Below are 26939 nucleotides of genomic sequence, written 5' to 3'. Positions count from 1 at the left end.
TAAGCTTAGTTTGCAGCCAGGATACAGGGAGGTATGTTAGATGGCACCAAAGGAAGAGAAGCAGACTCCTGCAGCCTGCGACAGCAGCTGTCATGCTCCGGGTGTGCGCAAGAGCCACCATTCCGAGGAATTTAAGAACGGACTGGCTACCCGGCTTAACCGGATAGAAGGACAGATCCGCGGGATTAAAGGCATGATTGAGCGCGATACGTACTGCGATGATGTGCTTAACCAGCTGGCAGCCGTTCAGGCTGCGCTCGGCGGAGTCGGTAAGCAGCTTCTGGAAGGCCATATGCGCAGCTGCATCGTGGAGCGGATTGAGGCCGGAGAGCATGAGGTTATCGACGAGCTGCTGATTACGGTCAACAAGCTCATGAAATAGGGCATTACAGGTTAATCGCCGCAACAACATTTTATAGGAGGGTTTACCATGTCAAATGTAACTTTAACGGTTGAGGGAATGTCCTGCGGACACTGTGTCAGTGCTGTAGAGAAAGCGGTAAGCGGCGTAGGCGCTGCTGCCAAGGTGGATCTGCAGGCCAAGAAAGTGGCTGTGGAGTATGACGAGAGTAAAGTAAGCCTTAATGTTATTAAAGAAGCCATCGAGGATCAGGGATACGACGTGGTGTAAGCCGGATTCCGGCAATAAAGGCCTGGAGCCGGGACCCGTTACGGGGTCCGGTGGCATCCATGCCTTTTATTTTTCTCAGAATGATACCCTGAGGGGGTATATGGAGGTGTTTGGCCAATGGAAAAGAGTGCAGAAGCGGGCCGGCAGCAGGCTACGCTGCAGGTTACAGGCATGACCTGCTCCGCCTGTGCAGCCCGGATTGAGAAGGGGCTGTCGCGGATGGAGGGGGTATCGCAGGTTAATGTGAACCTTGCACTGGAGCAGGCGACAGTGGGGTTTGATCCTGCAGTTGCCGGATTGCCGCAGATTGAAGAGAAGATCCGTTCGCTCGGTTACGATACGCTTAAGGAATCGGCGGATTTCGATATTACAGGCATGACCTGCGCCGCCTGCTCGGCACGGATCGAGAAGGTGCTCGGCCGGATGCCGGGCATTGCGTCGGTGAATGTGAATCTGGCGCTGGAGACGGCACATGTTGAATATACACCGGGTAATGTCAGCACGGCCGATATTATGGAGAAGGTCAGCAGCATCGGCTATAAGGCGTCGCTGAAGCAGGACCGGAGGGAAACAGCCGACCAGCGGGGGCAGGAGATAATACGCAAGCGGAATAAATGGATCATCTCGGCGGTTCTTTCCTTTCCGCTGCTGTGGGCTATGGTGGGCCATTTCTCCTTCACTGCCTGGATTCCGGCGCCGGACCTGCTGATGAATCCCTGGTTCCAGCTTGTGCTGGCGACCCCTGTCCAGTTCCTTATCGGCTGGCAGTTTTATGTGAGCGCCTATAAGGCGCTGAAGAACGGCAGTGCCAATATGGACGTCCTGGTTGTGCTCGGTACCTCGGCGGCCTATTTCTACAGTCTGTATCTGACCATAGACTCTCTTGGCATGAGCGGGATGAGCCATTCGGTCGACATGTATTATGAGACGAGTGCAGTCCTGATCACCCTTATACTGGTAGGTAAATGGTTTGAGGCGCTTGCCAAGGGCCGTTCCTCCGATGCCATCCGCAGCCTGATGGGGCTGCAGGCCAAGACCGCCCTGGTTATCCGCGGCGGTGAAGAGATCAGTATCTCTATAGAAGAGGTTATTCTCGGGGATATTGTCATGGTGAAGCCGGGTGCGAAGATTCCGGTTGACGGGCAGGTTCTGGAAGGTCTGTCTTCTGTGGATGAGTCGATGCTGACAGGGGAGAGCATCCCGGTGGAGAAGAAGCCGGGTGACCCTGTTATCGGGGCTACGGTTAACAAAAACGGAATGCTCAAGATAGAAGCCCGTAAGGTAGGACGCGATACTGCCCTGGCGCAGATCATCCGTGTGGTAGAGGAGGCGCAGGGCTCGAAAGCGCCGATTCAGCGGATTGCCGATGTAATTTCTGGTATTTTTGTGCCCATCGTGGTCGGTATCGCTGTAGTAACCTTCTTCATCTGGTACCTCTGGGGGGCACCCGGACAATTTGCCGATGCACTGGAAAAAGCCATCGCCGTGCTCGTCATCGCCTGCCCTTGTGCGCTTGGCCTGGCGACGCCGACCTCAATTATGGCCGGCTCGGGCCGGGCTGCCGAATTCGGCATTCTGTTTAAGGGCGGTGAGCATCTTGAAGCGGCCAGGGACATCCGGATTGTTGTGCTGGATAAGACCGGTACGGTGACCAGCGGTAAGCCGGTGCTGACGGATATCCTGACCACTACCGGTATTCCCGCGCACGGCAAGGAGCTGGCGGAGAACAAGCTGCTGGCGGTTACTGCGGCAGCAGAGAAGCTATCGGAGCATCCGCTCGCTGAGGCTATTGTGGCCGGCGCGGCTGTACGCGGGCTTACACTCCCGGCGGCAGAGCAGTTCCAGGCTGTACCGGGCAGGGGTATCTCGGCGGCAGTTGGCGGAGCGGCAGTGCTGGTGGGCACCCGGCGGATGATGGAGGAGAGCGGCGCAGATCCCGGTCCGTGGGCTCCGCTGATGAAGAAGCTGGAGCAGGAAGGCAAGACCGCGATGCTGGTGTCTGTGGACGGAAGCATCGCCGGTATTGTGGCTGTTGCCGATACCATCAAAGAGACCTCGAAGGCAGCGGTAGCCAGATTGCATGGGATGGGCATTGAGGTAGTGATGATAACGGGTGACAATAAGCTGACCGCAGAAGCTATTGCCCAACAGGCCGGAATCCGCACCGTGCTGGCAGAGGTGCTGCCCGAAGGCAAGGCGGATGAAATCCGCAGGCTGCAGAGCGGCGGGGTGAAGGTGGCAATGGTCGGCGACGGAATCAATGACGCGCCGGCGCTGGCTACCGCCGATACAGGAATGGCCATCGGCACCGGTACGGACATTGCCATGGAAGCGGCAGACATTACGCTTATGCGCGGTGATCTGATGAGCATCCCCGATGCGATTCTGATGAGCCGCAAGACCATGCGTAATATCAAACAGAATTTGTTCTGGGCGCTCGCTTACAATACAATTGGGATACCGATAGCCGCACTGGGCTTTCTGGCACCGTGGCTCGCAGGAGCCGCGATGGCCTTCAGCTCCGTGTCGGTTGTACTCAATGCGCTGCGGCTGCAGCGGGTGAAGCTGTAGCCGGCGGCAGGAATAAGGAGCGATTTAACCATGAGTGATGAACAAAAGGCTGCGGCAGGCAGTCCGGATAACGAGACCCTATCGCTGTTAATGAAGCATGCCTCAGTACGCCAGTACCTGGACACTCCTGTAACTGATGAGCAGCTTGCCGCCATTATCGGCGCGGCGCAGATGGCCTCCACCTCCAGCAATGTGCAGGCTTATAGCGTCATAGCTGTGACTGACGCTGCACTTAAGGCCCGGCTCTCCGCCTATTCCGGCAATCAGGCTTATATTGAACAATGTCCGGTGTTTCTGGTGTGGTGCGCCGATCTCTTCCGGCTGAAGGAGACAGTCCGCCCGCATCTGGGCGATGCAGAAACCTATGAGGATACAACAGAGAACCTGATTGTCGCCACCGTTGACGTTGCTCTGGCTGCGCAGAATGCGGCGGTTGCTGCAGAGTCCATGGGGCTTGGGGTCGTCTACATCGGCGGCATCCGCAACAACGGCGCTGCTGTATCCGAGCTGCTCGGCCTGCCGGAGCTGGTCTATCCGGTATTTGGTATGTGCCTCGGTACCCCGGCCGGTGAATCCGGTCTGCGTCCGCGCCTGCCGCTGTCCGCGGTGCTGCACTACAACGGCTACGACAAAGAAACAACGGCGTCGCAGGTTGAAATCTACGACAAGGTAAGCAGTGACTACATGCATAAACGGACCGGCGGACAGAGCAGCGCCCCGTGGTCAGCTATGATGGCCAAGCGGCTCGCTGAGCCTGCGCGTCTGCACCTGAAGGATTTTCTGCAGGAGAAAGGCTTCATGAAGCGTTAGGCCGCTGCGGTATCAGGGCGGACTACTGCCGGGATTGCAGAGATGGGCGGATTTGTTAAAAAGCATGGTATACCGGTAATGCCGGGGGCCATGCTTATTCTTATCTTACTTGTTCAGAAAGAACGGAGGGTTCTGGTTGATCAAAGTGAGACAGGGCCATCATATGAATGGACATGGCAGCAATTAGCGTTACCCTGAATGATCCCGAAGGATACAACGGCACCTATTGTCCGGCACGTCCAGAACGATGGCACAGTGGTTCTATTCTATTCTATTCTATTCGCTATCCCCCGTTACTGGCCGGTTGCTCATATTGTCAAACTATACAATGTCTCCAAGATTATTATCTATTCTCATCCAACAGCCGCTGGCTCCGCTGACTTCGGCTGTTTTCTGGAACCCGGACAGCTTGATACGCTTGCCTAGATGCTTATCTGCCTTGAACTGCTGCATCATGGCGGGCTCGGCTGATAGCACCAAAAAGCCCCGCTGTCCTGCTGGAACAGGTGGCGGGGCTTGGGGTATTACAAGCGTGTATCGTTGCAGCGGTGCAGCCGGATCGCTGTCCTTCTGCTATGTCCTGCTCTTTGCCTGCTCCTCCCGCATCCACTGTGACAGCTGGCGCTTGAGCTGCAGGAATTCAGGCGTATCGGTAATTTCATCACGGCGCGGCCGGGGAAAAGGAACGTCTACTGTATGAAGGATGGAGCCGGGCCGGCCGGAGAAGACGTAGATCCGGCTGGACAGCAGCAGCGCCTCCTCGATGTTGTGGGTGATGAACAGCACGGAGCGGCGGTTCTCCTCCCACAGCTCCAGCAGCCAGCGCTGCATGTCGCTGCGCGTCAGCGCATCCAGCGCGCTGAACGGCTCATCCAGCAGCATCAGCTCCTGCGGCGCCAGCAGGGCGCGCAAGAAGGCTGCCCGCTGCTGCATGCCGCCGGACAGCATGTGCGGGTAAGCACGCTCGAAGCCGCCCAGCCCGACCTTCTCCAGCCAGCGGCGGGCGTTCTCCCGTGCGGCGGCCTGCGGCTCGCCCTTCAGCTCGCCGGCGAGCAGGATGTTGTCCAGGGTGCTGCGCCATGGGAACAGCGCAGGCTGCTGCGGCATGTAGCTGATCTCGCCGCGCTGACCGGTCACGGCGCTGCCGTTCATGCGGACTGTTCCGGTATCCGGCGTCTCAAGGCCGCCGATGATATGGAACAGGGTGCTTTTGCCGCAGCCGGACGGGCCAAGGATCGAGACGAACTCCTGCGGCTCGACCGTCAGGGACACTTCGTTCAGTACGCGGGTCTCCTTGCGGCCGCGTCTGAACGTTTTGGAGACGCCGCGGACCTCAAGCGCCGGCGGCAGGCCCTGTGCAGCTGCGCCGGGTGCTGTGCCGGCGGTATTTGATGCCGGTGCTGAAGAGGCAGCGGTTGCCGGTGCTGAAGAACTTGTGGCAATAGCAGTAGCTGGCGCGGACGAGGTAGTGGTTACCAGTGCCGAAGAGCTCGTAGCAATTGCAGTAGCTGGCGCCGAGGCGGCAGCGGTTGCCGGTGCTGAAGAGCTCGTAGCAATTGCAGTAGCTGGCGCCGACGAGACAGCGGTTACCGGTGCTGAAGAGCTCGTAGCAATTGCAGTAGCTGGCTCCGAGGAGGCAGCGGTTACCGGTGCTGAAGAGCTCGTGGCGATTGCAGTAGCTGGCGCCGACGAGACAGCGGTTACCGGTGCTGAAGAGCTCGTAGCAACTGCAGTAGCTGGCTCCGAGGAGGCAGCAGTTTCCCGTACTGTCGAGGCGGCAGCATCCGTTGTCCCCGTGCCCCGGGAGAGCGGTTTCCCGGGAGATGCTCCTTTATGTGATGAGTTAGGCATGTAGAAATCCCTCCTTTCTGGGGTGGAGTCCGCATACAGCGGCGGTGTAGCCTATATTTATGGATAACCTAATGGCTAGTGGGAAAAAGTCCACCTAATCACGCATTATTCGTTTAACATCGGCAGTTAGGTGGAAAAAGGCAGCCTAATCTCGCCCGAAACGCTGCTGTTAGGCCGAAAGGGTATAATTAGCTGGCGAAAATCCAACTAAACCCGCTCCAGACCCTGACCGAAGCAAATTAACAGGCGAAAATCCACCTAATTCTGCCGAAGACCCTGGCTGGGGCAATATAGCTGACGATACCCCGCAAACGGCGGATTCTCGCACAAGCTTGATAGTTGAACAAACTTGTCTACCCTGTTTATGGCTCAATCTAAAGCTCAGCTCTATACCGCCAAGCACCAGTACAACGCCAGCCACCGGCGCCTCAGCATCGACTTATGAGTAAACAGCGCCCGTCCCAGCATTAATGGGAAAAAGTCCACCTAATCACACATTATTCGTCTAACATCGGCAGTTAAGTGGAAAAAGGCAGTTTAATCTCGCCCGAAACGCTGCTGTTACGCCGAAAGGGTATAATTAGCTGGCGAAAATCCAACTAAACCTGCTCCAGACCCTGACCGAAGCGAATTAACAGGCGAAAATCCACCTAATTCTGCCGAAGACCCTGGCTGGGGCAATATAGCTGACGATACCTCGCAAACGGAGGATTCTCGCACAAGCTTGATAGTTGAACAAACTTGTCTACCCTGTTTATGGCTCAATTGAAAGCTCAGCTCTATACCGTCAAGCACCAGCACAACGCCAGCCACCAGCGCCTCAGCAAAGACTTATGAGTAAACAGCGCCCGTCCCAGCATTAGTGGGAAAAAGTCCACCTAATCACGCATTATTCGTCTAACATCGGCAGTTAGGTGGAAAAAGGCAGTTTAATCTCGCCCGAAACGCTGCTGTTAGGCCGAAAGGGTATAATTAGCTGGCGAAAATCCAACTAAACCCGCTCCAGACCCTGACCGAAGCAAATTAACAGGCGAAAATCCACCTAATTCTGCCGAAGCCCTTGGCTGGAGCGACGATATAGCTGACGATAGCCCGCTAACGGCGGATTCCCGTACAGATTTAATGGTTTAACAAACATATCTATACGGGTTCTAGGGCCGGCTTGAACACCAGCCGGAACTGTCCTCAATCCGATTGCCGCGGCTTCCAGCGCACCAGCCACCGCTCGATTACAGCGATGATTGCGAACAGCACCAGACTCAGTAAGACGATAATAGTGATGGCGACAAAAAGATTAGCTGTACGGTAGGCTGACTTCTGGAGCAGCATGTAGTAGCCGAGTCCTTTGTCGGCGCCGATCCATTCCGCGACAATCACGCCCATTACAGCATAGGTGGCGGAGATTTTGAGGCCGGAGAACAGGGCCGGCAGGGAGCCGGGCAGCTCCAGCTTGGTGAAGATCTGCCACTTGCTTGCACCGGCCATCTTCATATAATTCATCATCGTCCGGTCACTCTGCGCAAGGCCGCCCATGGCAGCGACGGCGACAGGGAAGAAGCAGACGAGGATGATCAGCATAATCTTCGGCAGCAGGTCGAAGCCGAACCAGATAACCAGCAGCGGCGCGAGCGCAATGGAGGGCACATTCTGGCTGAGGATCAGCAGCGGGTAGATGGCCCGTTTCAGCCAGGGCACCAGATGCAGCAGCAGCGCTACGATCAGTCCGACCCCTGCGCCGATCGGAAAGCCGATCAGGGTCAGGCGCAGCGTCGCAGCCGTGTGCGACCAGAGACTGGCGGCATTGTCTGCGGAAGCACGGGCGACCGCGCCCGGACCCGGCAGAAAAAACGGATCAATGGTAAATAACGATACCGCAGCCTGCCAGATCCCCAGAAACAATATGACCGCCACTAAGGGCGGCCATATTTGCCTGAAGGCTGATCTCACCGGTACTTCTCCGTCAGCTTGTCCATGCTGATGCCATTCGGGTTATGGGCGATTTTGATCTGGGAGATGATGCTTGGGCTGCCTGCAGCTACGAGCGCTTCGTGCATCTGGCGGACCACCTCGAGCAGCTCGGTAATTTCACCCTCCATCGTTGTTTCCAGCGGATTTACCTGATGCTTCACGCCGGATCTCTGAATGACTTCGATTGCTGTATCTACATAAGGGATGGAGTCCTCGCCGTTCGGTGTTTTCGGGATAACCTGAATGCTAAGCAGTGTGTTTGCCACAATAATCAATCCTCTCAATATAATGTATTGGATATCAGCCAGCGCTCAATATGAACTTACTCCGCCGGCAAAAATGCATTAGTGAACGTAGCCTCTACATCAAGCTGCTGGTCCAGCAGCTTCAGGCCATACATCCAGTCGGCGTAATTCTGCCAGATTTCAGCCTTCTGCTCACCCCAGCGGGCAGCGTCATCCTTGTACTTGGGACTGAGCCATTTCTGGCTGGCCTGGACAAGCTCCGGATCAAGATCCGGCACGGCCTTGATTAGAATATCGGCTGCCGCCTCCGGCTGGTCAATCGCGTACTGGTACCCTTTCGACGTCGCTTTGAGGAATGCCTTCACCAGCTCCGGGCGTCCGGCAATTTCCTTCTCGCTGGTCGTCAGGATCGGCGTGTAGTAATCAAGCTGCGGCGCGTAATCCTTGAGATAGAGCATATCGAGCGGCTCGCCGCGCAGCTCGGCCTCAATTCCGGTCCAGGCGTAGAAGATCCAGGCGAAGTCAATGTCGCGCTTCACGGCCGTGAAATAATCAGCTTCGCCAATATTCACCAGCTTGACCTTCTTCACGTCCCCGCCTTCAGGGTCCATGATAGCTTTCATGGCTGCTTCCTCAGCCGGCGAACCCCAGCCGCCGTAGGTTTTGCCTTCAAAATCTTTAGGAGATGTTATATTACGGTCCTTTGGTGCAGCGAACCCGGAAGTATTATGCTGAATGATGGCGGCAACGGATACAAGCGGCACGTTCTGCAGGCGGGCCAGCGTCAGTGCTTCCTGGGCGCTGATCCCGAAGGCTGCCTCGCCTGAAAGCACCATCGTATCGGCTCCGGCTGCGCCCGGCTGGACAATCTCTACATCAAGGCCTTCTTCCTCGTAATACCCCAGCTCCTTGGCCGCATACAGGCCGGTATGATTCGTGTTCGGCGTCCAGTCCAGTGCGACCTTAATCTTGGTAAGCTCAGCCGGTGCATCCGCAGCTGTTCCGGCAGAAGCTTCCGGAGAAGCTTTCCCCCCGGCTGTGCTCCCTCCGTTACCTTCGTTTGCCCCGTTGCTGCCGCATCCGGCAATGGCCAGAGCCAGCATGCAGGTCAGGCTGAGCATTAAGCTTTTTTTGACTCCCATTTCCCTTTATTCACTCCTTCCAGCAATCCCTAGTCTTCTCTTTTCTAAATCTGATATGCAAAAAAAGCGCCCCGATTCATCGGGACGCCAGTCAGTTGCGCAAGGCTGCAGGCTCCAGCCTCAATGGGCCGGGGAGCAATTGAAGATTCCTACGCTGGCATTATCCAGATCAGGTATAAGGGTCAGTATCTTATGGGATACAATCTCAGCCGGCCAATTCCAGCACCCCTGGTTCTATGAAGTTATCGGGTATTGCTTATTCTACGCTGTATTATAGACGCACCGCCTGGGGTTGTCCAGTAGCAATCTCCCTATTCCTTGGAGTAATAACGCTTCCGGCGGCGGCTGCGGATGCTGCTCCGCAGCTCCTTCAGTGTCATGAAAATGCTGACTGAAATCCCTGTGAACGTGACGAACAGCGCGAGATATTCAAAGGGCGAGTATTCCAGCAGCTTGCTCCAGTCAATCGGAGCCTTCAAGTCCTCAATGACCTGGTTCATCCCGTAAATCCCGCTGACCACCGTAAATATAGTAAGGATCATGAGCAGCGTATCCCGGCGTTTAGCCTGAAATTTATCCTGATACTGGAACAGGTCATCCAGGGTCATCTTCACTTCACCGAATAAGGCATCATTGCCGTAAACCTTCCGCAGCTGGAAAAAAATCTCCCGGCCCTGCGACTGCGAAATTAGCTCGATAAAATAGAATCTGGCCGAAAACTTATTGATCAGAAAGATCAGATTCTCGATTTCATCGTAGTCGCGGTCAATGCGCAGGCGGGAATGCAGATTGGACAGCTTCAGCAGCACGATTTTGTGAAAAAGGCTCAGCAGCAGCCCGTAGTAATACTCTCCGTACATCTGGTTAGCCAGCTGGACGGCAATCTCCGGCTTAGCCTTGCTCAGACAGCAAAAGGTCTGCTCATTGGTCATGTAACAGGTATCCGGACCCCAGCGGTTATAGGAATGCTCCCTGCAATAGTCTGCTATATAGTCGGGATTGCTGGCACTCATATAAGGCTGGCCGTTTTGGTCCAGACCATCCAGCTGGGAGGCGCGGAATTTCAGCTCCATTCCGATTTCTTGCTCCTCCCCGCGCTCCAAACCGTAAAATCCCTGTACCATCATCCGCTCATCAACAAAGAAGGGCAGGGTTTCGAAATAAGCGCCGTCCAGCTCTGACTGGTCCAGAAACGGCTTCAGGGTAGGCACCAGGTAATCAAATACAAAATCCTCGACCTCATCATAGGAGCTGTCACTGTAATGAACGGAGGTCCCCTTATCCTGCAGGTTGGCGTCCTCCAGGGTGCGGAACCGGTCTGCGAATTCCAGCGCCACACTGAACGGCAGCGTATCCTCCTCAATGCGGACCCTTATGGTCACAAAGCCCAGCTGGAACGGGCAGAGGAACATATCGGTCGACAGCACACGGAAGGCGATGGAGTGGCCGGGCATTTCCAGACTGCAGGGGAGGTCGTGTGCCTTGGAGAAGCGCCGGAAGGAGTCCTTGTCCTTTTCCCGCGGAAACAGTACATGGGCTGCGAAGGGGAGGTAGCTGCGCTCCATTTTTTCATGTGAAACGCAGTATCCTTCTCCGTAATAAGCATCCTCAAGCTCCTTGTTGTCCAGAAAGAAACGTGTGAAGCCGTCCTGCTTAAGCTGCCGGATCAGCTTGTCATCCTCACCGTTTTTAATGGAGAAAGGAAAAATAAATTGCAGCAGTACAGTATGTAACATCGGTTCGGAAGCTTCAGCCTCAAGCCTATTCATAAGCGGGTTCCACCTTATTTATCAGAATATCGCCATGTGTAGTATTACCCTAACTTGCAGACAGCCACGCTAAGCAGAACCGGTACAGCGGTGTCTGTTCATCGCTTTGTCCCGGATTCAATGTCATCGAAGGGGGTACACTATAATAAGCACGATTAATTCTATGCTAAATCCAAACTGTGAATGCGGATATTTAAATGTATATCTGCGTGATTTCTGAAAGGAGCTATTTCGTCCATGAATAACAATGAGCTGGAGCAGACTATCATCAAGGCGCTGGATGACAACAAGTTCGGGTCCTTCGGCACGATCGAGGCCGGCAACAAACCTAAGGTGCGTTATATGGCGGTATTTCATGACGGACTGGATATTTATCTGGCTACCAATCGCAAGACACATAAGGTGGAGGAGCTGAAGGATAATCCGAATGCTTTTCTGCTGCTTGGATATGAGCAGGGCGGCGGCAAGGATGTGCTGGAGATTGAAGCCAGGGTGGATGTCAGCAAGGACGACGGCCTGCGCTCCAAAATCTGGAATAAATCGCTGGAGGAATGGTTCAAGGGACCGGAGGACCCGGATTATGTAGTGCTTGAGCTGAAGCCGACAAGGATTGAATATATGGGTAAAAATAAAGAGCACGGCGTCTGGCAGCCCTCCGTTTCAGCAGGAAGATAACAGCTGGCGGGAGAGTTTCATTAGAAGACCGAAGAATACAGCCACTTGCGGACTCCGGTTCAGCGGGTGGCTTTTTAGCGGTGAATAGCACGTGTCTGCAAGAAACAGTTAAGGATGTCATTTTGTGCCGCCGCATGGCTGGAAATTGGCAAATCATGATATAATGGCTTCACTAAAGGTTCGACATTTGATGCGAGGGAGGATGTCTATGGACTGTAGGGACTGCTCTGCAATAGAGCCGGTGGAGGATGAGGGGGAAATCCGGTTTAAACCGTGTACCTTTGTACTTGCCTCCGCGTTAAGAGCTTCAGGAGTAGAGTTTACAGGAGTGAAGAATACGGGAATGATCACGTATGCTTCCAGAGAAGCGCTTTTTGAGCTGCTGAGGCTGCTTGAATTGCTGCAAAAGCAAGCCGGTACTTCCCTGAGGCTGTGCATCAGCGGCAGGTCAGGCAGGATGACGGCAGAGCGCTGGGTTTCCCTGGAGCAGTTAGAAATAAGGTTTGCCAATGACAATCTTATTTCCATCATTTCCAATCATGATTTTACCAGCCATATGCAGCCTATCGTGAACTTTGCCGAAGAGATTATCGGCTTTGAGCTGCTGCTGAGGCCGCTGCCTGAGGGGAGCGCATTCCAGCCCTACGAGCTGTTTGAGATTGCCCGCCAAACCGGCTTTCATTCTTTCTTAGACCGTGCCGCCCGGATCTCAGCGATTGAGACCAGTGCGAGACTGCTGCCCAGAGGCATCAAGCGTTTCGTTAATTTTTTGCCGTCATCTATTTATAATCCTAATTTTTGTCTTACCCATACCTTTGAAACGATTGCCAGGCTGAATCAGGACCCGGAGGACTTCGTGTTCGAGGTGGTTGAGACAGAGAAGATCAGCAATATGAATCATCTGCAGGCGATTTTTGCCGAATACCGCAGACAGGGAATGAGGGTCGCGCTGGATGATGTCGGTGCAGGCTACTCGACTGTGGAGGTCATGTCCAGCCTCCAGCCGGATTATGTGAAGATTGACCGCAATCTGATCAGCTATTGTGATCAGGATGAACGCAAGCAGAATACGATTCGCGATATTATGAGCCGTGCCGGATCCTTCGGGGCAAGCGTGCTGGCTGAAGGCATAGAACGGCGCGAGGAGTTCCAGTATTGCCGGGATATCGGCATCGAGCTTGCCCAGGGCTATCTCTTCGGCAAGCCGCTGGACAAGCCGCCGGCCGACTTCGGATTCAGCGCATAACCATACGATGTACATATTCCCCGGAGCACATGCGGTCTATCCGCCGGCCCGGGGATTATTTACGAACTTAGAATGTTTTGCAATAAGAAAAGGAGGTACTATGAGCATTACACTGCTGTATGTGGAGGATGACCGGGATATCGGAAACGCCGTTTCTGCAGATTTGCGCGAACGAAAGTACGCAGTCCGCTGGCTGCTGAGCGGTGAGGGTGCCATAGAAGCGGCAGCAGGCTGCCAGCTGGCTGTACTGGATGTCATGCTGCCAGGGCTGGACGGCTTCACTGTCGGACAACGTCTGAAGCGGGCCTATCCCGGCCTGCCGGTTCTGATGTTGTCCGCCCGCACCTCCATAGACGACAAGCTGCAGGGTCTGGAGTTCGCGGATGACTATTTGACGAAGCCGTTCCATCCCGATGAGCTGGCTGCCCGGATTGAGGTTCTTTTACGGCGCACCGGCGCTGCCGAGCCGGCAGCGCTTGCCCTTAAGCATCTTATTGTTTATGAGGGCAACAATGTTATTCAAGAGGCTGCAACGGGCAGGGAGATTCTGCTCACCGGCAAGCAGTTTCAGATTTTTACCTTTATGCTGCGCCATCTCGGGCAGATATTGACCAAAGAACAGATCTATGAAGCTGTCTGGGGCGAGGCTTATATTGAAGGGGATAAGACATTGATGGTACATATCCGCTATCTGCGTGAGAAGCTGGAGCTTAATCCGGCTGCCCCGGAGATCATTGAGACGGTCCGGGGGATCGGTTACCGGGTGAGGGCATGAGCAGCAGGAGTAAGGAGCAGAACGGGCGCCGGCAATCCTTGCTCTCAAGGTATCTGCTAATCATCATGGGTGCCCTGCTGTTTATTCCTGTCGGCATTCCGCTTACCTTTGCGGGCTATAACCTGTTCAGTATCTCGGCAGCCGATAAGCCCCCGGAGGAATATGAGCTGTATTCCAACATCAGTGTCCTGGAGAAGCAATGGCATCAGGAGGCGCTGGAGCTATCGGGGCAGACGGCGGAAGCGGTTGACCGCCGGCTTAAGGAGTTAAGCGGCAGCTATCCGCTGGCCGCAGTGTTCTGGGTGGACAGTCAGGGACAGACCCGGTTCATTCATTCCCCGGATGATCCGCAGCTTCAGGAACAGCTGGGTACAGACAGAATCCCTGCGCAGTGGAATGCGCCTGAGGCCATCGCCTTCATGAAGGAGGCGGCGATGCGGAAGCCGCTGGCCATTGTCGCTTTTGTCGGCGACCGTGCGGATGCGGGCAAAGGCTTCATGGTGATGCAGATCCCGGCTGAGATTACTGAAGCCTACCGTTTTCAGAGTCTGGGTTCGTGGTATATCCTGTTTCTGCTGATCTTTTTCGGACTGTTCGCTGCGGCCTCCTGGCTGTTCTTTACCAGAATCCGCAAGCGTCTGCTGCGTCTGCAGACAGCAATGAGCTTCACAGGGGGTGCCGGCATTCCCCGGCCTATCGAACCCGGCAAAGCCGATGAAATAGGCCGGCTGGAGGAAGCCTTTAATTACATGGTAGCGGAGCTTTTGGCCAGCCGCCGCCGTGAGGCGGAGGAAGAAGGGCTGCGCAAGCAGCTGGTGGCCAATCTGTCGCATGATCTGCGGACTCCGCTGACCGTGATACGCAGCCATCTCCATGTCCTGGGTAAAGAAGAAATGTCACAGCGCGGGCGGGAATCCATTGCGCTGATGGATGAACGGATGGAAGGCCTCAGCGGCCTGATTGATAATCTGCTGGCTTTCAACCTGCTCAGCAGCGGCCGGATGACGCTTAAGGCAGAACGTAAGGATGTGCTGCGGATTGTTCGGGAAAGCGCAGCGGCCTGGTATCCGCTATGGGAGAAAGAAGGCTTTGAGGTGGAAATTGAACTGGAGGAGGAGCCGGTGTACCGGAATATTGATGAGAGCTGGTTCCGGCGGATTCTTGATAACCTCTTCCAGAACATTGTGCGTCACGCGGGCAGCGGGCGGTATGTAGGAGTCCGTTCAGAAATACGCGAAGGTACTGGCGTAATCATCATTTCGGACAGGGGGAAGGGGCTAAGCAGCACATCCGAAGCGTCTGGTGCAGGACTCGGCTTGTCAATCGTCGGTTTACTGCTCCAGCCTATGGGGCTTGCCTGGAAGACGGACAGCTCCCCGGAGGGGACTTCAGTTATACTCTATCTGCCGCAGGAGCGAAATTTAAACAAAATTTAAACTTGCTGCGGCTGCGGCTTTAACCTTGGGGCTTTATGCTGAATACCGAGGTGAACGACTAATGAAATCAACAGTTATCACAACAAACGGCTTGAGAAAAGTATACCGCGGCCGGGCCGCCGTGGAGCAGCTGGATCTGAACATCGGCCAGGGGGAAATCTACGGCTTTCTGGGCCCTAACGGCGCCGGCAAAACAACAACCATCCGCATGCTGCTGGGCTTGATCCAGCCCACTTCCGGTGATATTCAAATATTCGGCAAGGAGCTGCGGAAGCATAAGCTGCAAATTCTTCGCCGGGTGGGCTCGCTTGTAGAGTCGCCGTCCTACTACGGGCATCTGAGTGCTGCTGACAATCTGGAGGCCATCCGCCGGATACTGGATGTGCCTAAGGCCCGGATTGCCGAGGTACTGGACATTGTCTCGCTGACCGGCGAAGAGAAGCGGCCGGTCAAGGGCTTCTCGCTCGGCATGAAGCAGCGGCTCGGTATAGCCGCAGCGCTGCTGGGCAGCCCGGAGCTGCTTATTCTGGACGAGCCGACGAACGGGCTTGATCCTTCCGGGATTCAGGAGATCCGCTCGCTGATCAAGCGGCTTCCGGCTGAATATGGTATTACGGTCCTCGTCTCCAGCCATTTGCTTAGCGAGATTGAGCAAATGGCTGATACCGTCGGCATTATCCGCCAGGGCACCATGATCTATCAGGATACCATTGCCCATCTGCAGGAGCAGGCAGCAGGTGAGCTGCGGCTGACCGTCTCTGAGCCTGAGGCTGCGCTGAAGCTGTCGTCGCTAAGTGGCTGCGGCGGCTCACTGCAGGAGAGCAGAATCGTTCTGCCCCGGATGAGTGATGCACGGGTGGCGCTGCTGGTCAGGGAGCTGGTGGAGAACGGGCATGCTGTCTACAGGGTAGAGGAACACCGTCAGTCATTGGAGCAGTTCTTCCTGCAGGTTATTGAGGGAGGTATATCATGATGTGGCGGGCGCTCTCGGCCGATTGGCTCAAAATCCGCGGCAAAGGCCTATGGTTTCTGGTCTTTCTGGGGCCGCTGGGACTTACGGCGATGCAGGGGCTGAATTTCGGGCTCCGTTATGATTATCTCAAGGAGCAGTACCAGGCTGATTTATGGGGCGGGCTGCTCAGCAATGTAGCCGGCTTCGTCCCGATTGCCCTGTACCTGGGCGGAACACTGGTCTGCTCCCTGATTGCAAATGTCGAGCATCAGATGAGCTCATGGAAGCAGCTGCTGGCACTGCCGGTCTCGCGGACCGCCGTATATATGGCTAAACTGCTGCTCTGCCTGCTGCTGCTGGTCTGCTCCTGTCTGCTGCTGTCCGCAGGTACGCTGGCTCTGGGTCTGCTGCTCGGCTTCGGCATCCAGGCCATCCCCTATGCAGACATCCTGAGGCTGGGCTTTGCCTCCTATGCCGGGGCACTCCCGATAATTGCCCTGCAGCTGTGGCTCTCTGTATCCAGCCGCAATCAGACCTTTCCGGTGGCAGCAGGAATTACGCTGTCACTGCTCAGCCTCTTTTCCATGTATCTGTCTGAATGGATGCCGCTTAACTGGCCTGTTCTAGCCTGGGAAGCAGAGTCACCCTGGCTGTTCATCGCATCGGGTCTGCTGCTCGGCCTGCTGATGATCCTGCCGGGAGCCGTTCATTTCGCGCGAAAGGATGTGGATTGAACATGCGGGGCTTTATAAGAATCCTCTCGGCGGAGAGACTGAAGCTGTCGAGGTCCTTTATCTGGCTGCTGGTGAGCATCAGCCCCTTAGTAGCATTGCCGGTAGGAGCGCTGGCTGATATCCGGCAGGACGGGGAGCCGGTCTCCTGGCAGGTGCTGCTGAATGTCATGTCAATGATGCATGCGCTATTATTTCTTCCAGTGCTTACAGGCCTCTTTGCGGCACTCATCTGCCGGGCCGAGCACAGTGACGGAGGCTGGAAGATGCTGCTGTCTCTTCCTGTAACAAGGACAGCGGTTTATGTTGCCAAATTCACTATTATTATGGCGCTGCTGGCTTGCGTCCAACTGGTCTTTTTTATTGTCTTGCTTAGTATCGGGCTGTACCGCGGAGCGGAGGGCGCAGTTCCCTGGCCCCTGCTAATCTCAAGCCTGCTGGGCGGCTGGTTCGCCTGTCTGCCCCTTGCTGCACTGCAGCTTGGTGTATCCCAGGGGTGGAGCAGCTTCGGCGCACCGCTGGCGCTCAACGTAAGCCTGACCCTCCCCAATATTCTGGTAGTCAATTCGGCTACATACGGGCCTTATTATCCATGGGTCCAGCCGCTGCTGGCTATGTCCCCTTTCGGAGGCGAGAGCTTCGGGGCGTTCGTTCTTCCGGCGCAGACGCTGATGCTGGTAGTATCCGTCAGCCTGATTGTATTTTTGGGCGGCGGCCTGCTGTATTTCCAGCGTAAGGCGGTTTGAAATGCCGCTCCGCCCAGCCTTCTCCATGGACATTCCCGGACATTTTTTCTATAATTAATCGTAGAGAATCTGATTAAGGACCGGCAAGACCGGAGAAAGCTAACTAGGAGGGCGGAAGCATGGAACCGGCAGCACTTGAAGAATGCGACAACACATGCAATGGCTCGGAGCCGGAGACAGCGGCGCTCACAATGCCTGACCGGGGAACCACGGATAAAATGGCCGAGATGTTCAAGGCGCTTGGCGATCCTACCAGGGTGCGGATGATCTACGCCTTATCGCAGCAGGAGCTGTGCGTGCACGATCTGTCCTCCATTCTGGATATGGGGCAGTCGGCGGTCTCCCATCAGCTCCGTTATTTGCGCAACCTGCGGATTGTAAAACGCCGTAAAGAAGGCAAGACCGTATTTTATTCACTGAACGACGCGCATGTTGAGCAGATTTTCCTGCAGACGCATGAGCATATCCGGCACGAATAGATTGGCTGCAGACAAACAACCGTCCTTGGGGTGATTAACTCCCTGGACGGTTGTTTGTGCATAGTATGAGTCACCCATCTGCAGTTCAGGCTACACTGGCAAGTCTCCGTGCTGCATTGCGGAATTCTCCACCTGCAGCGTAATATGCCGGATGCTGAACTCCTGCTCAATCAGTCTTACAGCCTGCTGCAGAATATCCTGATGGCTGCGGTGCTCCTCTATCAGCAGGTGGCCGCTCAGCGTATTCAGGCCTGAGGTGATGCTCCAGATATGAAGATCATGAACCTCTATAACCCCATCAAGGGTAAGGAGTGCGGCACGGACTGCATCAGTATTCACGGAATCGGGAGCGCCTTCCATCAGAATGTGAAAGGCTTGCTTCACCACGCCCCAGGCGCTGCGCAGAATTAGGAGGGCAACGGCCACACTAATGATAGGATCGGCGAGATACCAGGAGAACAGGGACATGATCAGTCCGGCCAGCAAGGCACCGACAGAACCGAGAGCGTCACTGACAATATGCAGATAGGCGCTGCGGATATTGATGTTCTCATGGCCTTTGCTTTTACGCATCAGCGACCATGCACTGACCAGATTTGCGAGCAGACCGACTGCGGCGATAATCATCATAGTCCCGCTCGCTACTTCCGGAGGCGATCCGATGCGCTTGAAGGCTTCCCACATAATGAACCCGGCAATGACAAACAGTGTAACGCCGTTGAACAGGGCAGCCATAATCTCGAACCTGTAGAACCCGTAGGTATTCCTGGCCGAGGCCGGTCTGACGGCAAAAATCATTGCAACCAGGCTTAAAGCCAGCGAAGCGGTATCGCTGAGCATATGCCCGGAATCAGACAGCAGCGCCAGGCTGTTGGTAATCAATCCCCCGAAAAATTCCAGAATCATAATCCCGCCGGTAATAATTAGTGCGATCAGCAGGCCTTTGCGGTCTGCCGGGGCGTGGGAATGGGCATGTCCGTGAGAGTGGTTGTGAGGGTGCCCGTGACTATGATTATGAGAGTCTGTATGGCCAGTATGGCCGTGATCGTGGCGGTGCTGATTCATAAGTAAACCCCTTTCTTCTCAAACATATGAATAACTGCTCATATATTAATATTATTCCTGCCAGGGCATAATTGCAAGAATAGTTTTCATTAGCATGCCGCAAATATGAAAAAACCTCCTTTTTATATTCCAAAATGTGGGTCTATGGGCTTATTTTTAATGCTATATATAATGGAAAATGTCTGTTCTTGCCGATATAACAGTATAGATTTACAGCAAATGGAAGCTGATAATTAATACTGCTGGGAGGACTAAAGGTGGAAAAAGAAGTGAAGCTTTGGACAAAAATGAAAATGAAAGCAAAAACGCAGAAAACAGCCTCGATGCAGCGGAAATGGTCTCTGATTATTTTGGCCATATCGATCATACCGTTACTCGGGTCTACCCTCTTTTTTACAGCCTATTTCGGCGGGGTGACCAAAGAGGACAGTGAAACGAACGCGAAGACAATTCTGGAAATGAACACCTCCCGTCTTAATGAATGGCTGATGTCCAAAACCACAGCGGTGCAGGAGCTGGCTGCGCAGCATCCCGAATTCGACACTTCAAATCCGGCTACCATATTTCCGGCCATTAAGGTGATTGAGGACAGTGACAGGCAGTCTGAGGGCTACAGCGTAATTAATAAGGACGGGCTGCTGACCAATATGCTGGGTCTGACAGCCGAGATGGGGACAGCGGACTATTTTCTGAAGGCAAAAGAGACCCTGCAGCCGGCTGTGGCGGATATGAGCTACCTTGAGCCCCTAAGCAAGTATGTTATTTCAATAGTGGTTCCGGTTACCGGAGCAGACAAGCAGTTCGCCGGTGCCATAGCGTTCTCGGTTACACCCGAAGTGATGATTGAGATGAGCAAGGATATTAAGGTTGCTGACAGCGGATACGGATATGTTGTATCTGGTGACGGAACCTATTATGCCCACTATGATTCGCAGCGTATCGGAAAAAATATTGCGGAATACGCCGGCGGAGCCGAAATGAAGGCAGCACTGAAAAAAATTCTGGCCGGACAAAGCGGCTCCGAAACCTATAAAGGCGAAGACGGCAGCCAGGTCATTACTTATTACCAGAACGTTCCGGGAACCAGCTGGAAGCTGATGATTAACGTGCCCGAAAGTGAAATCTATGCCAAGGTGAAATCAGCACAGATGATTGCCGTCATCTTCCTGGTAGTTGTAATTCTGGCTGTTGTATTGCTGGCGCTTTACTTGACTAAACGGATGGTTAAACCGGTGACTGCTATCTCCCAGGTAGTGAAAAAGGTTGCAGAGGGACACTTAAGCGAAAGGGTGGCTGTCACCTCAAACGATGAAATCGGCGTGATGAGCAAGGGCATTAACGAAATGATTGAATCTCTGTCCGGTATTGTCGGCATGATTGACGCAGCAGTGGCTGAGGTTGCGATTTCCTCCAAGGGCCTGCTGAAATATGCCAATGATTCATCCAACACCTCCGCAGAGATTGCCGAAGTTATCAGGGAAGTTGCTCACGGGATGGAAGAGCAGTTCAAGGGCTCAGAGCAGTCTGCGCGGGCTACGGAAGAGATGGCGATCGGCCTGCAGCGGATTGCTGAATCCTCGGTTAATGTATCTGACCAGGCGGAGAGCGTGAACAGTGAGGTGGAACAGGGTTATCTGGGGATTCAGTCGACACTTGAACAGATGAAGGTAATCAGTGCTGCTGCCGGCCAGACCTCGGAGCTGATTGCAACCCTCACAGAGCAGTCGGGGCAGATCGGACAGATTGTGGATGTCATTTCTGAAATATCCAATCAGACCGGGCTGCTGTCGCTGAACGCCTCCATCGAGGCCGCAAGAGCGGGCGAACACGGGCGCGGCTTCGGCGTGGTTGCAAATGAAGTGAAAAAGCTGGCTGAGCGTACAAATACGTCGATTGTGCATATTGTTGAGCTCATCCGGCAAATTCAGTCTTCCACGGCAAATGCCGCAGCGTCCATGGACAAGAGCATTACAGAGATTGGTGACGGAATGGACAAGATGAACCACGTAGGAGCTTCCTTCGAGCATATAAGGTCCTCCATGCGCGAGGTTTCCCTGCAGATCCAGGATGTATCGGCTATTAACGAAGAGATGTCTGCAGGCACGCAAGAGATTACGGCATCTGTTACGGATATGCTGACCATTGCCAAGGCTTCCGCAGAGAACGCCGAGCTGGTAGCTGAGGCTTCTGTAGAGCAGAAAGAGCTGATGGGTAAGGTGGTGTCTGAAGCGGAGGCCCTCACAGCCATGATGGCTGAGCTGAAGGAAGAAGTCGGCAGATACTCTTAAGCTGATGTTATAAAAAAGAACCCCCTCGCCATAGCGCAGTGCTATGAATAGAGGGGGTTCTTGCTGTTGCCGGGCAGAGCCTATACGGTCTCCTCCAGCTGCAGGCTGTCGATACCGGCCCGGATAATGCCGCAGGAGGAGCTGAATCTGGCAGCTTCCTGCTCATTGAGATTCAGCTCAAGCAGCTCCTGGATACCGCCGCCGCTGATAATGGCCGGCACGCCGGCGCAGACCCCGGTCTGGCCGTACTCCCCGTCAAGGATAGCGGAGACGGCAATGATTTTGTGCTCGTCATTGAGGATGGAGCGGGTGATGTAAGCCAGCGCACTGCCGATGCCGAAATGGGTCGAGCCCTTGCGGGTGAAGATTTCCCAGCCGGCATCCTTCGTCTTACGGGCAAGATCATCGAGATCAAGCCCGCTGAACCGATCCCGGTGCTGCTCCATGATCTGCAGCAGCGGCTTGCCGCCGATCGTAACATGCGACCAGGCGACGAACTGGGATTCACCGTGCTCACCGAGCGCATAACCGTTGACGCTGCGCGGATCGATGGAGAACACATCGGAGAGCAGTGTCTTCAGGCGGGAGGAGTCGATGGAGGTGCCGGTTCCGATAATGCGGTGGCGCGGCAGCCCGGAAATTTTCCATACCATATATGTGACGATATCAACCGGATTGGCAGCAACTACAAAAATCCCGTCAAACCCGCCGGCCATAATCTCGGTGACAATCTCTCTGGTGATAACAGCGGCGGCATCCAGCACATCAAGTCTTGTCTGTCCGGGCTTGGGATTAGCACCTGCTGTGAGGATGACGACATCCATGCTGCCGCAGTCGCCGGCTGTACCGGCATAGACCTTGGTTCTGGTTCCTGTGAAATCCATGCAATGCGAGAGGTCAAGCGCCTGTGCCATCGCACGGTCATAGGTGCGGTCGACCATCATGATCTCATCGCATATCGCCTGATTGACCATGGAATAGGCACAGCTGGAGCCTACATTGCCGGAGCCGACGATTGCCACTTTTCTCGATTTTGTTTTCAATTGCCTTGTCCCCACTCTCTAAAAGTAATACCCGGTCCCCGCCTGTAGAAGCCGGAGGTTAAGTATGGTTTTATTTTACCTGATCTCATCGCAAGTTACCTGACATCAAGTTGAAAAATCCGGGCGGTTGTATATTACTATTGTATGCGTGAGCTGCGGATAAGGGATAAAAGTTGACAAACCTGAAGTAAAATTATCTTCCTGCTTCACCTGCGGTGCCGCAAGGTCCTCTATAACCTAAAAAAGCATTCCCTGTCCCTTAAGGGGAAAGGAATGCTCTGGCGTGCATCGGTACGGGTATAATATACAGATAGTACAGCCTTAACTCCGCGGCTGCGGGATGCGGGCCTGCGGCGGAGAGATAAGGTTGTAATGCTTATACATGAACACCCGCCAGTGGAGAATCATCCCGAAGGCCAGAATAAAGAACAGGCCGCCGGACTGCGGAACGGAGATATACCGGTTGATGAACTCATGAAGCACGGTGCGCACAAGCAGCAGGCCGAGCAGAATAAAAGCAAAGCTCTTGGAACGCTGGGCGTAGATCAGGCCGTCCCGCTCTTCGAATTTGGTGCTGCGTATCAGCGGATATGCGAAAATGAACCAGCCGACCAGAAAGGCAAGCACGGCCCACCACCAGGGAAAACGGACCTCAGGCACCACGAACATGGCGAAGCCTGTTGACATGCCCAGCGGCGGAATCCATATTTTGCGGATAGTCACTGGACGAGCACTTGCCTTCATGCGGATAAAAATAACCATCAGCGCCATAAACACTGCTCCCAGCGTAGAGCCTATATGCAGAAGCGAAGGGTTAATATTGCCCATAATCCACGTTCCTCTCTGTGATTTGTGTCACTTATTTCTTCATTATAGCAGAAAAACTTTTGTAAACAGAATGTGCCGCAGCGTCTATTCCGCCGGAGCCGATTGTCTGTAAGAATATACAAAGAACCCGCCGGGGCTGCCCCCGGCGGGTTCTTGTCTAGGTATGTGTCCTGGCAGATGCCAGGCTATGCTTCATTCAGCTTAAGAACGGCTGCGTCCGCCGACCGAACGAAGGATCAGGCTGACGATGAAGATCAGCAGAATCGCACCGATAAGGGACGGGAAGACGTAGAAGTCACTGATTTTAGGACCCCAGCTGCCCAGCAGCATGCCGCCAAGCCATGAACCAAGGATACCGGCAATTATGTTGCCGATAATGCCTCCCGGAATGTCTCTACCCATAATCAGTCCTGCCAGCCATCCGATTACGCCGCCTACAATAAGCATCCATAGTAAACTCATTTTGCTTCAGCTCCTTTAGGTTTGTGTTAACTTCGATGTCTACTATTAACCTCAAGCAATGCGTTTAAACCATGTGGATAATATTGTATTAATGGGTGTTTAACACAGGCTGTGTGAGGGGTATATAACCATGTTATGCTGATATAACAGGAATAGAAGCAGGAGCGGAATCCGCTGCAGAGGGTATATAATAAGTGAATAAGTGCAAATAATAAGCTGCTGCTTACCGCAAAGGAGATACGGCCATGAAACAGCCTGACGAAGCGTTATTTTATATTGGTACTTATAATAGCAAAGAACAAGAAGCTATTCTGCTGGGAGCCCTGAATGAGGATACAGGAGAGATGCGGGTGCTGGGCGGGCATAAAGGTATCCAGAATCCGTCTTTTCTGGCGCTGAACGGAAAAGGGACTGTACTTTATGCTGTAAGCGAGCAGGATGAGGGAGAGGTTCATGCTTTTGCTGTTGAAGCCGGCACAGGGGCACTGCAGCCGCTGGGAGGCAAAGGCACAGACGGCGGCGCACCCTGCTATGTGTCAGTCTCTCCGCAGGATGATTACATATTCGTTGCTAATTACAGCGGCGGCAATGTGAATGCCTTTCCGGTGAATGCCGACGGTTCTCTCAGGGACATGTCCGGCCAGGTAAAGCATCAAGGCTCAGGCATACGCCAGGACCGGCAGGATGCGCCTCATACGCATTCTGTCATTCCTGACAGCACCGGCGGACGGGTGCTGGTATGTGATCTAGGAATAGATCAGGTGCTGATCTACCGGCTTGAGGACGGCAAGCTGGTGACACACCGTGAGGTTGACCTGCCGCCGGGCTCAGGACCGCGCCATCTGGCGGTTCACCCGTCGAAGCAGTGGATTTATCTGATTAATGAGCTGAACAGCACCATTACGGTGTTTGCCAACAATGAGCAGCAGGGTGATCTGAAGCTTTTGCAGAGCATCAGCGCACTGCCGGAGAGTTATACCGCCGGCAGTGATGATACTGCTGCAGATATTCATGTGTCACCCTGCGGACGCTTCCTGTATGCATCCAACCGCGGGCACGACAGTATCGCTTTATTCTATATAGATACAGCTACGGGACTGCTGAAGCCGGGCGACTGGGTGAAGTCAGGCGGACGGACGCCGCGCAATTTCGCCATCATCGGCGGCATGCTGCTCGCCGCCAATCAGGACAGCGGCAATATTGTCTCTTTCCGGATTGATAATGACAGCGGGCGCCTGATTCCTACGGGATATGAGCTGGGAGCAGCTTCACCGGTCTGCGTAATTCCTCTGCCGCAATAAAAGAAGGGCCTCACTGCAGAATAGCTGCACGGGAGGCCCTTGAGTATTTCTTATAGGAATAAGAGCAGACTAATATAATCCGCCGGGGCCATCATGCCCGGTATAGAAGCCGATATCATCCAGCATAATCCGGTCGCCTTCCTCCTGCAGGTAGAAGGTAATCTCGGTCAGCTCCTCCGTGTTAAGGGAGGGTTCTTCTGTCAGGAAGCTTTCAAAGGGCAGCTCATAGGTCTGGAATACCGCTTCCGACAGGTCGCCGTATTTGCCGTCGCTGATCCTCCCCTCCAGCCAGGGGCTGAGGGTGAATTCTGTCTGCGGGAGCGGCAGAATGTCCATCACCTCATCCAGCGGCAGGCGGGCGCGGACATCATTGCTGTCGGTCAGCTCAACCTCGACATCAGGTGCCGGGGCAGCGGCTTCAGCGACGAGCGGTTCTGCATCTTCTTCTGCTGGATTGTCGGCATTCCGGTTTGCCATAGAGAAGGTCAATCCGGCAGCACCTGATTCTGCAAGCTCCCGGACAACGCTGTCTTTAAGCGTGATGCTGTAAGAGCCGGCTTCCTCCGCTCCGGCATCATGTGCAAGCACAAGGCCATAGGTTGCTTTGCTCTTGGATTCCCGGTCCTTGGCGGTTTCTTCAGTCCAGCTTAGGCCGTCCACCGACGCTGTTCCGCCGGCTGCCGTATTTTTGTTCCGGTCCTCGTCGAAGTTCGCTACAGGGATGTAGTCTCCGCTCTGGAAGCGGCTGTAATAAGCCGTATCCGGCAGCCACTGCAGTCCGCTGCGGTAATCGCGGAATAAATCCCGGTATACACTCTGTCCATGCAGGGTAGTCTCAAGAAATGCAGATACGTACGCCTTGGCTATCTGCCGCTGCTGCTCCCCGTCCATAATCTGCGCCCGGCTTAAGAACAGGCCGGCCGGCAGGGTCTGGTCATATAACCCCCAGTCGGTATTGAACTGGCTGTGGTTGGCATCGGCGATATAGAGCGAGCTTTTGAAGGCTGGCGAGCCGCTGGAGTAGCTGGAGCGTATATATTGCCGGTCACCGTAGAAATCATGCACATCTCCGTCCCGCGCGCCCTGCAGTGTCAGATAGCTGACATCCTTCAGCCGGGCCTGCTGGTCATCGATGGCTTTATCGGTCGGAGCCAGGGCAATGACGGAGGAGATGGTGAACTGGTCTGTGACCGCCAGGACAGGATCATCCTTGAACCAGCGCGAGGCATCAGCAGCCATTGCAACCGCCTGGCCGCCGCGGCTGTGGCCCAGCAGTGCGGTTTTGGTATAATCGACCTTCTGATAGAAGGGATTGCCCGGCTGCTCCGCATAATCCCCGATTTGCTCCAGATGCTTCAGAATCATCCAGGTCCTCACCTTGAAGTCATTATCCGGAATCCCGGACCAGGCGGAATAGTTCAGGAAATTCTCATCCAGCGATACCGCTGTGAAGCCCCGGCTGGCCAGCAGCTCACCCAGGTACGCGTACCCTTCTTCCGAATAATCCTCCATCATATGATTGCCGTGAACCATCAGCACCAGCGGAAACGGGCCTTCGCCTTCAGGCATCCATACCTGGGCATTGAGCGGTAGCGCAGTGTAATCAAATCCCCAGTAAATCGTACGCAGCTTGGGCCAGCTCTTAATGTAAGAAGAGGCATCAGCAGAACCTGATATTAAGGGCACCTCGGCGCCATATCCGGAGCGGTGCAGGTCTTTCCCGCTGCCGTAAGTAAAGTGCGTGAAGCTGTAGCTCCCCGGCGCTGCAGGGTCTGCTGCGTCAACCGGAGTTACATCTCCGGCTGCAGCCGTAATGCTGTCCCCGGCAGGCTCTTTGAGTCCTGCACCGTACAGCGGAAGCGGAACCAGCAGAATAACCGCGGCCAGCACAATACCCGGGACAGTCCGCCTGCTGCGCAGCAGGC

General features: G+C 54.5%; 26 protein-coding genes and 1 riboswitch. Of the genes, 15 read left to right on the top strand and 11 right to left on the bottom strand.

The features are described 5' to 3' along the window. Positions 1–40 precede the first annotated feature (40 nt). The 4 genes from BN3772_RS14675 (at position 41) to nfsA (ending at position 4012) form a co-directional block, all read left to right on the top strand. Positions 41–382, top strand: a complete 342-nt coding sequence (locus BN3772_RS14675) for a metal-sensitive transcriptional regulator (RefSeq protein ID WP_042200321.1) — start codon at positions 41–43, stop codon at positions 380–382. Between the two features lie 48 nt (positions 383–430). Continuing rightward, positions 431–631: a copper ion binding protein gene (locus BN3772_RS14670; protein ID WP_042172318.1), complete on the top strand. Its 201-nt coding sequence runs from the start codon at positions 431–433 to the stop codon at positions 629–631. A gap of 117 nt (positions 632–748) precedes the next feature. Then, positions 749–3202, top strand: a complete 2454-nt coding sequence (locus tag BN3772_RS14665; RefSeq protein ID WP_042200320.1) for a heavy metal translocating P-type ATPase — start codon at positions 749–751, stop codon at positions 3200–3202. 30 nt (positions 3203–3232) lie between these two features. After that, the gene (gene nfsA, locus BN3772_RS14660) at positions 3233–4012 is read left to right on the top strand and encodes an oxygen-insensitive NADPH nitroreductase (RefSeq protein WP_042200318.1); all 780 of its coding nucleotides are present in this window, start codon (positions 3233–3235) and stop codon (positions 4010–4012) included. A 321-nt stretch (positions 4013–4333) separates the two neighbouring features. Here nfsA and BN3772_RS30670 read toward each other — a convergent pair whose 3' ends face one another. Further along, the gene (locus BN3772_RS30670; protein ID WP_157643599.1) at positions 4334–4489 is read right to left on the bottom strand and encodes a hypothetical protein; all 156 of its coding nucleotides are present in this window, start codon (positions 4487–4489) and stop codon (positions 4334–4336) included. A 96-nt stretch (positions 4490–4585) separates the two neighbouring features. Beyond that, positions 4586–5362, bottom strand: a complete 777-nt coding sequence (locus BN3772_RS14655) for an ABC transporter ATP-binding protein (protein ID WP_052380522.1) — start codon at positions 5360–5362, stop codon at positions 4586–4588. Between BN3772_RS14655 and BN3772_RS31275 the strand changes: the two genes are divergently transcribed. Then, positions 5307–5867, top strand: coding sequence for a hypothetical protein (locus tag BN3772_RS31275; RefSeq protein WP_167336674.1), 561 nt, complete (start codon positions 5307–5309; stop codon positions 5865–5867). The two genes, BN3772_RS14655 and BN3772_RS31275, sit on opposite strands and share 56 nt — an antisense overlap. 1181 nt (positions 5868–7048) lie before the next feature. On the opposite strand, the gene BN3772_RS14650 is transcribed toward BN3772_RS31275, so the two are convergent. The 4 genes from BN3772_RS14650 to BN3772_RS14635 form a co-directional block, all read right to left on the bottom strand. Beyond that, a complete protein-coding gene (locus tag BN3772_RS14650; protein ID WP_042200316.1) occupies positions 7049–7810 on the bottom strand; it encodes an ABC transporter permease in 762 nt (253 codons plus the stop codon). Then, on the bottom strand, positions 7807–8097 hold the full coding sequence (locus BN3772_RS14645) for a thiamine-binding protein (RefSeq protein ID WP_042200314.1): 291 nt from the start codon (positions 8095–8097) through the stop codon (positions 7807–7809). Before BN3772_RS14645 ends, BN3772_RS14650 begins: the two co-directional genes overlap by 4 nt. A 56-nt stretch (positions 8098–8153) precedes the next feature. Then, on the bottom strand, positions 8154–9218 hold the full coding sequence (locus BN3772_RS14640) for an ABC transporter substrate-binding protein (RefSeq protein ID WP_042200312.1): 1065 nt from the start codon (positions 9216–9218) through the stop codon (positions 8154–8156). A 129-nt stretch (positions 9219–9347) separates the two neighbouring features. Continuing rightward, positions 9348–9458, bottom strand: a riboswitch (TPP riboswitch). A 71-nt stretch (positions 9459–9529) separates the two neighbouring features. Further along, complete coding sequence (locus tag BN3772_RS14635) at positions 9530–10987, bottom strand: hypothetical protein (protein WP_042200311.1); 1458 nt, start codon at positions 10985–10987, stop codon at positions 9530–9532. Positions 10988–11224: 237 nt separating this feature from the next. Between BN3772_RS14635 and BN3772_RS14630 the strand changes: the two genes are divergently transcribed. The 8 genes from BN3772_RS14630 (at position 11225) to BN3772_RS14595 (ending at position 18027) form a co-directional block, all read left to right on the top strand. Continuing rightward, on the top strand, positions 11225–11662 hold the full coding sequence (locus BN3772_RS14630; protein ID WP_042200309.1) for a pyridoxamine 5'-phosphate oxidase family protein: 438 nt from the start codon (positions 11225–11227) through the stop codon (positions 11660–11662). Positions 11663–11870: 208 nt separating this feature from the next. Next, entirely contained in the window at positions 11871–12908 is a 1038-nt protein-coding gene (locus tag BN3772_RS14625; RefSeq protein ID WP_042200308.1) for an EAL domain-containing protein, read from the top strand. Between the two features lie 100 nt (positions 12909–13008). Further along, positions 13009–13683, top strand: coding sequence for a response regulator transcription factor (locus BN3772_RS14620; RefSeq protein WP_042200306.1), 675 nt, complete (start codon positions 13009–13011; stop codon positions 13681–13683). Next, positions 13680–15119 carry a sensor histidine kinase gene (locus BN3772_RS14615; protein ID WP_042200305.1) on the top strand — a complete coding sequence of 480 codons (1440 nt, stop codon included), beginning with the start codon at positions 13680–13682 and terminating at the stop codon, positions 15117–15119. The genes BN3772_RS14620 and BN3772_RS14615 overlap by 4 nt, the downstream gene beginning before the upstream one ends. A 61-nt stretch (positions 15120–15180) precedes the next feature. Then, positions 15181–16092, top strand: coding sequence for an ABC transporter ATP-binding protein (locus tag BN3772_RS14610; protein ID WP_042200304.1), 912 nt, complete (start codon positions 15181–15183; stop codon positions 16090–16092). Beyond that, positions 16089–16805 carry an ABC transporter permease gene (locus BN3772_RS14605; protein WP_042200302.1) on the top strand — a complete coding sequence of 239 codons (717 nt, stop codon included), beginning with the start codon at positions 16089–16091 and terminating at the stop codon, positions 16803–16805. The genes BN3772_RS14610 and BN3772_RS14605 overlap by 4 nt, the downstream gene beginning before the upstream one ends. 2 nt (positions 16806–16807) lie before the next feature. Beyond that, positions 16808–17548 carry an ABC transporter permease gene (locus tag BN3772_RS14600; protein WP_042200300.1) on the top strand — a complete coding sequence of 247 codons (741 nt, stop codon included), beginning with the start codon at positions 16808–16810 and terminating at the stop codon, positions 17546–17548. A 119-nt stretch (positions 17549–17667) separates the two neighbouring features. Next, positions 17668–18027 carry an ArsR/SmtB family transcription factor gene (locus BN3772_RS14595; RefSeq protein ID WP_042200299.1) on the top strand — a complete coding sequence of 120 codons (360 nt, stop codon included), beginning with the start codon at positions 17668–17670 and terminating at the stop codon, positions 18025–18027. A 90-nt stretch (positions 18028–18117) separates the two neighbouring features. Here BN3772_RS14595 and BN3772_RS14590 read toward each other — a convergent pair whose 3' ends face one another. Continuing rightward, positions 18118–19092 (bottom strand): cation diffusion facilitator family transporter, encoded by a 975-nt coding sequence (locus BN3772_RS14590; protein ID WP_042200298.1) that lies wholly within the window; start codon positions 19090–19092, stop codon positions 18118–18120. A gap of 257 nt (positions 19093–19349) precedes the next feature. On the opposite strand from BN3772_RS14590, the gene BN3772_RS14585 reads away from it, so the two are divergent. Further along, positions 19350–21380, top strand: a complete 2031-nt coding sequence (locus BN3772_RS14585; protein WP_244444750.1) for a methyl-accepting chemotaxis protein — start codon at positions 19350–19352, stop codon at positions 21378–21380. An 80-nt stretch (positions 21381–21460) separates the two neighbouring features. Here BN3772_RS14585 and BN3772_RS14580 read toward each other — a convergent pair whose 3' ends face one another. The 3 genes from BN3772_RS14580 to BN3772_RS14570 form a co-directional block, all read right to left on the bottom strand. Further along, positions 21461–22423, bottom strand: a complete 963-nt coding sequence (locus BN3772_RS14580; protein WP_042200296.1) for an L-lactate dehydrogenase — start codon at positions 22421–22423, stop codon at positions 21461–21463. 321 nt (positions 22424–22744) lie between these two features. Beyond that, positions 22745–23251 carry a CcdC family protein gene (locus BN3772_RS14575; protein ID WP_042200295.1) on the bottom strand — a complete coding sequence of 169 codons (507 nt, stop codon included), beginning with the start codon at positions 23249–23251 and terminating at the stop codon, positions 22745–22747. Positions 23252–23452: 201 nt separating this feature from the next. After that, complete coding sequence (locus BN3772_RS14570) at positions 23453–23713, bottom strand: GlsB/YeaQ/YmgE family stress response membrane protein (protein ID WP_042172355.1); 261 nt, start codon at positions 23711–23713, stop codon at positions 23453–23455. Between the two features lie 245 nt (positions 23714–23958). On the opposite strand from BN3772_RS14570, the gene BN3772_RS14565 reads away from it, so the two are divergent. Further along, positions 23959–25014 (top strand): lactonase family protein, encoded by a 1056-nt coding sequence (locus BN3772_RS14565; protein ID WP_042200293.1) that lies wholly within the window; start codon positions 23959–23961, stop codon positions 25012–25014. Between the two features lie 69 nt (positions 25015–25083). Here the strand turns inward: BN3772_RS14565 and BN3772_RS14560 are convergent. Next, a partial coding sequence (locus tag BN3772_RS14560; RefSeq protein WP_052380511.1) for an alpha/beta hydrolase occupies positions 25084–26939 on the bottom strand: 1856 nt, incomplete at its 5' end.

Source organism: Paenibacillus camerounensis (genome assembly GCF_000723885.1).
Taxonomy (GTDB): domain Bacteria; phylum Bacillota; class Bacilli; order Paenibacillales; family Paenibacillaceae; genus Paenibacillus_AQ; species Paenibacillus_AQ camerounensis.
Note: the sequence above shows the minus strand (reverse complement) of the source record. Positions and strands in the feature narration are given on the sequence as shown.

Excerpts from the sequence above, each read along its gene's own strand:
- BN3772_RS14675 (WP_042200321.1), top strand. The coding sequence starts at position 41 with ATGGCACCAAAGGAAGAGAAGCAGACTCCTGCAGCCTGCGACAGCAGC.
- BN3772_RS14670 (WP_042172318.1), top strand. The coding sequence starts at position 431 with ATGTCAAATGTAACTTTAACGGTTGAGGGAATGTCCTGCGGACACTGT.
- BN3772_RS14665 (WP_042200320.1), top strand. The coding sequence starts at position 749 with ATGGAAAAGAGTGCAGAAGCGGGCCGGCAGCAGGCTACGCTGCAGGTT.
- nfsA (WP_042200318.1), top strand. The coding sequence starts at position 3,233 with ATGAGTGATGAACAAAAGGCTGCGGCAGGCAGTCCGGATAACGAGACC.
- BN3772_RS14640 (WP_042200312.1), bottom strand. The coding sequence starts at position 9,218 with ATGGGAGTCAAAAAAAGCTTAATGCTCAGCCTGACCTGCATGCTGGCT.
- BN3772_RS14635 (WP_042200311.1), bottom strand. The coding sequence starts at position 10,987 with ATGAATAGGCTTGAGGCTGAAGCTTCCGAACCGATGTTACATACTGTA.
- BN3772_RS14630 (WP_042200309.1), top strand. The coding sequence starts at position 11,225 with ATGAATAACAATGAGCTGGAGCAGACTATCATCAAGGCGCTGGATGAC.
- BN3772_RS14625 (WP_042200308.1), top strand. The coding sequence starts at position 11,871 with ATGGACTGTAGGGACTGCTCTGCAATAGAGCCGGTGGAGGATGAGGGG.
- BN3772_RS14620 (WP_042200306.1), top strand. The coding sequence starts at position 13,009 with ATGAGCATTACACTGCTGTATGTGGAGGATGACCGGGATATCGGAAAC.
- BN3772_RS14615 (WP_042200305.1), top strand. The coding sequence starts at position 13,680 with ATGAGCAGCAGGAGTAAGGAGCAGAACGGGCGCCGGCAATCCTTGCTC.
- BN3772_RS14610 (WP_042200304.1), top strand. The coding sequence starts at position 15,181 with ATGAAATCAACAGTTATCACAACAAACGGCTTGAGAAAAGTATACCGC.
- BN3772_RS14605 (WP_042200302.1), top strand. The coding sequence starts at position 16,089 with ATGATGTGGCGGGCGCTCTCGGCCGATTGGCTCAAAATCCGCGGCAAA.
- BN3772_RS14600 (WP_042200300.1), top strand. The coding sequence starts at position 16,808 with ATGCGGGGCTTTATAAGAATCCTCTCGGCGGAGAGACTGAAGCTGTCG.
- BN3772_RS14595 (WP_042200299.1), top strand. The coding sequence starts at position 17,668 with ATGGAACCGGCAGCACTTGAAGAATGCGACAACACATGCAATGGCTCG.
- BN3772_RS14590 (WP_042200298.1), bottom strand. The coding sequence starts at position 19,092 with ATGAATCAGCACCGCCACGATCACGGCCATACTGGCCATACAGACTCT.
- BN3772_RS14575 (WP_042200295.1), bottom strand. The coding sequence starts at position 23,251 with ATGGGCAATATTAACCCTTCGCTTCTGCATATAGGCTCTACGCTGGGA.
- BN3772_RS14570 (WP_042172355.1), bottom strand. The coding sequence starts at position 23,713 with ATGAGTTTACTATGGATGCTTATTGTAGGCGGCGTAATCGGATGGCTG.
- BN3772_RS14565 (WP_042200293.1), top strand. The coding sequence starts at position 23,959 with ATGAAACAGCCTGACGAAGCGTTATTTTATATTGGTACTTATAATAGC.